Source organism: Saccharopolyspora elongata, from assembly GCF_004348985.1.
GTDB lineage: Bacteria > Actinomycetota > Actinomycetes > Mycobacteriales > Pseudonocardiaceae > Saccharopolyspora > Saccharopolyspora elongata.
In genome coordinates this window covers 1-4,088 of sequence record NZ_SMKW01000185.1, presented here as the reverse complement: position 1 = coordinate 4,088, position 4,088 = coordinate 1, and the positions used below count along the sequence as shown (strand labels likewise).

The 4,088-nt window shown below is 66.9% G+C and carries 2 protein-coding genes and 2 pseudogenes; 3 read left to right on the top strand and 1 reads right to left on the bottom strand.

The features are described from left to right. Positions 1-579 precede the first annotated feature (579 nt). The 3 genes and pseudogenes from E1288_RS46060 to E1288_RS46055 all read left to right on the top strand — a co-directional run. Positions 580-1,569 carry a fatty acid desaturase family protein gene (locus tag E1288_RS46060; RefSeq protein ID WP_235884304.1) on the top strand — a complete coding sequence of 330 codons (990 nt, stop codon included), beginning with the start codon at positions 580-582 and terminating at the stop codon, positions 1,567-1,569. Between the two features lie 124 nt (positions 1,570-1,693). Continuing rightward, on the top strand, positions 1,694-1,828 hold the full coding sequence (locus tag E1288_RS50080; RefSeq protein WP_268952042.1) for a hypothetical protein: 135 nt from the start codon (positions 1,694-1,696) through the stop codon (positions 1,826-1,828). A 102-nt stretch (positions 1,829-1,930) separates the two neighbouring features. Beyond that, positions 1,931-3,949: pseudogene (locus E1288_RS46055) on the top strand (putative bifunctional diguanylate cyclase/phosphodiesterase); the annotation flags it as partial. A gap of 19 nt (positions 3,950-3,968) precedes the next feature. Here the strand turns inward: E1288_RS46055 and E1288_RS49665 are convergent. Next, positions 3,969-4,088 (bottom strand): annotated as a pseudogene (locus E1288_RS49665) (IS30 family transposase); the annotation flags it as partial.

Genomic DNA, 4,088 nt, shown 5'->3' with positions numbered 1-4,088 from the left:
CAGTCCCAGTAGGGCGAACACGGCGGCATCGACGCCTAGCGGCACTCCCAACGCCGCTGCACCGGCAGCCCCGATGGCGGCGAGGCCGAGCATCAGCAACACGAGTTCACCCGAGATGACCTCGGCCCCGATCAGGACCACGCCTGCGATCAACCACAGCAGCGCGACCATGCATTCATGGTGACAGACGCAACAAGGCCGTGGTTCCCGAGCGTAGTTCGGCACGCTGCTGGTTGCCCTTCGCCGAGCAACGGCGGCACTCGTGTTACGGCCGTGCGCCTGGGTACTCGTGTGGTGACGGACCAGTTGACGTCGCCAGTGCAGGGACACGATGGTCCGGCAATTGCGCGCTGGGTTCAGGTTCCCGAGCGCACCCAGGAAGGCGGATGTCGATCGGTCGTAAGGGGGGCGGCGATCATGACTTCCGATGCGCCGCTCACTGGTGATGGAAGGCGGTCGTCACGGCAGCGCATCTCGCGGGCAGATTTCGGGACTTCGGGTGAACACCGCCGGAGGGAGGCGCGCCCGGTCGGTGACGGGAGCGCAGGGCGAGGCAGTGATTTCGCCGAGTTGGCCCGGTTGATCAAGCAATGCGGCCTGCTGAATCGTCGCCGCGCCTACTACGCGGCGAAGATGGCCATCAACGGAGGGTTGCTCGCGGCTGCCGGCGCAGCGTTCATCGTGCTTGGCGACTCCTGGTGGCAGGTGCTCACGGCAATGGCGTTCGCTGGAGCGTTCGCCCAACTCGCTTTCATCGGACATGATGCCGGGCACCGCCAGATCTTCCGCACGCGCCGGGCGAACGACCTGGTAGGGCATGTTCACGGGTGTCTCATCGGGATCAGCTACGGCTGGTGGGTCGGCAAGCACCGGCGCCACCACGCCAATCCGAACCACGAGGACGCTGATCCCGACATCGAGATCCAGGCTCTGGCGTTCACCGCCGAGCAGGCCCGCGCCAAGCGCGGCATCGTCCGGTGGATGGCGAAGTACCAGGCGTTCCTGTTCTTCCCGCTGCTGACGGTCGAGGGGATCGGCCTGCACGTCCACAGCATCCAGGCCGTGTTGCGGCGGGAGGTGAAAGCGCACCGGGTGGAAACCTTGCTGCTCGCCGCGCACGTGGTGGGTTATCTGGTGGTGGTGTTGCTGGTGTTGTCGCCGCTGAAGGCGGTGGTGTTCATCGCGGTGCACCAGGGTCTGTGGGGCGTGTACATGGGGTGCGCGTTCGCGCCCAACCACAAGGGCATGCCGACCCTGTCCGCGGGAGACAGGCTGGACTTCCTGCGCAAGCAGGTGCTCGTCTCCCGCAACATCCGCGGGAGCCGGTTCGTGGACTTCCTGCTCGGAGGTCTGAACTACCAGATCGAACATCACCTTTTCCCGAGCATGCCTCGGCCGAATCTGCGACATGCCCAGCAGCTGGTGCACCGGTTCTGCACCAGTCGCGGAGTTCCGTACAGCCAGTGCGATCTGCTCAGCTCCTACGCCCAGGTGCTGCGGCACCTGCACGCGGTCGGCATGCCGTTGCGACACTCGTCGATCCGACGACACGGGAGGGTTGTCCGGTGAAGGCCGCCACCGTGGTTCCAGGCAGGCCGGAGTTGTCGCCGGCGGCGATCGACAACGAGTTGATGTTGGACGGCGACGTCGTTCTGGGCAGTGCGAACGCCGCCTGCGCCACTACAACAAGGTCGTGCAGGCGTTGGCCGGCGCGGATCGGAACTGGCCGGGCTCCCTGATCAGCCGCCGGATCCCGTTGGGCGATCGGACCGATGCCTTCGAGACGGGTCTCGACGACGCGAAGGTCGTCGTCGACCTCCAGGCATGAGCTCGATGGGCCGACCCGGGTGCTGTTCGGCGGCTGGTCGTAGTCGTAGTCCGGCTACGTCGGTGCGAAAATCAGAGCGAGGATCGAACACATCGGGGCGCGATGGTCGAGGAACGTGATACCGAGTTCGTGACCCGGGGTGGCCACGATGGGATTGCGCGGCTGCAGTCGAAGGCTGAGGCGCGCCTAGGGCTGCTGGCCGCGGGCCTGCAGGAGTACGCGATCTTCGGGATCGATGCGGCCGGTCGGGTGGATGGCTGGGATACCGGGGCAGAACGCATCATGGGCTATCGCAGCGAGGAGATCATCGGGAGGCACTTCTCGGTGTTCTCCCCGGCGGAACCGGGCGTCGCCGACCACGCGGAATGGCAGCTGGCTCAGGCCGCCGAGCTCGGCAGCCATGTGGACGAAGGCTGGCTCCTGCGTCGCGACGGGACCCGCTTCTGGGCCCACGTGGTGATCATCGCGCAGCGGTCGGCGGCGGGTGGCGTGCGCGGTTTCATCCAGGTCATCCGCGATGAGACCGAAGCCGGTGTCCGGCAGCAGCGGTCCAGCCGGCGGTTCACCGACCTGTTCGACCTGACCCCGGCCGGCATCGCCTTGTTCGATGCATCCGAGCGCGTGCTGGATGCCAACGAGGCGCTCTGCGGCCTGTTGGGCTACCAGCTGCACGACCTGAACAACATGCCCGCCGCGGGCCTGCTGCACCCGGACGACCGGGGTGCGAGCCTCCTCTTGGACGCCGCGGCAACAGATGCACCGTTGAACCGGTCACGGGTGCACCAGCGGGTGCTGGTGCGTTCGGATGGCCAGGCTGTGCACTGCGACGTGCACAGCGCGGCATCGGTGGCAGACGACGGAAGCCGGTTCTGGCTTGTGGTGTTCCAGGACATCACCGAGCGGCTGCGCCAGACGGAGGCGTTGCGCTACCAGGCCACCCACGACGATCTGACCGGATTGCTCAACCGCACGGGCCTCAACGAGCTGCTCGACAGCTTGCTGCACCGGGGTGCCGAACAGGTCGCCGTGCTGTTCTGCGACATCGACAACTTCAAGCGCGTCAACGACGCGCTGGGCCACGAGGCCGGCGACGAACTGCTCACGGTGTTGGCGCGGCGTCTCGTGGACGGGCTGCCGCCCGAATGCACGCCGGCCCGGCTTTCCGGCGACAAGTACCTGATCATCTGCTCGGACGTCGACGGCGTTGGGGGCCTGGAAGCCTTCACGATGTGGGTGGCGGAGCTGCTGCGCACGAGCGTGCCCGTGCGCGGGCACCCCGTCGCAGTGTCGGCCTCGATCGGGGCCGCGATGCTCGACCGGGACACCGTCGGCGCGGATCTGCTGCGCTATGCCAACGCGGCGATGTTCCACGCGAAGAGCCGGGGGCACGGGCGGGTGTCGTTGGCCACCCCCACCATGATCGCCACGGTGGAGGAGCAACTGGGCCTCGAAGAGCAACTCCGCGCAGCTATGGAGACCGATTCCCTCGTCCTGCACTACCAGCCGATCCTGGCCGGTGATCGTTCCGTCGTGATGGCCGAGGCGCTGGTGCGCTGGCCGCATCCCGACCGCGGCCTGCTCTCACCGGAGGTGATCCTGCGCGTGGCCGAGCAAGGCAACCTGCTGCGCGGACTGGATCGGTGGGTGCTGCGCACCGCCTTGCGCCAGGCGGCCGGATGGCCCGTCCGGAATGGACGCCCGGTGGCCATCGCGGTCAACCTGGTCGATCTGCTGCCCCACGACCCGGAATTCGTTGATGAGATCACCGCGATCATCACCGAAAGCGGCATCGACTCGCACCGCGTAGTTCTGGAAATCGTGGAAACGTCCTTGATCGACCTGCCCGCGCGCCCCCGCGAAGCGATGGCCGAACTGGCCGAACGCGGAGTGCGCTTCGCCCTGGACGACTTCGGCACCGGGTACTCCTCGCTGGCCCGCCTCAAAGATCTGCCCGCGCAGATCATCAAGCTGGACCGCCAGTTCGTCTCCGGTGTGGAAACCGACGTGGCCGACGTCGCCATTGCCCGAGCCATGACCGGCATGGGGCACGCGATGGGGCGCAGCTGCGTCGCCGAAGGCGTCGAGAACATCGGCCAGTTCCTGGTCCTCAGCGACCTCGGAATCGACTTCTACTGTGTTTTCAGGGGGTGGGTGCAACACCAAGCGCTTGGGCTAGTGCGTGTGATGGTGTCATCCAGCCGAGGGTCTGGCGGGGGCGGGTGTTGAGTTCGTGGGCGATGGCGTCGAGGTCTTCTTGGGT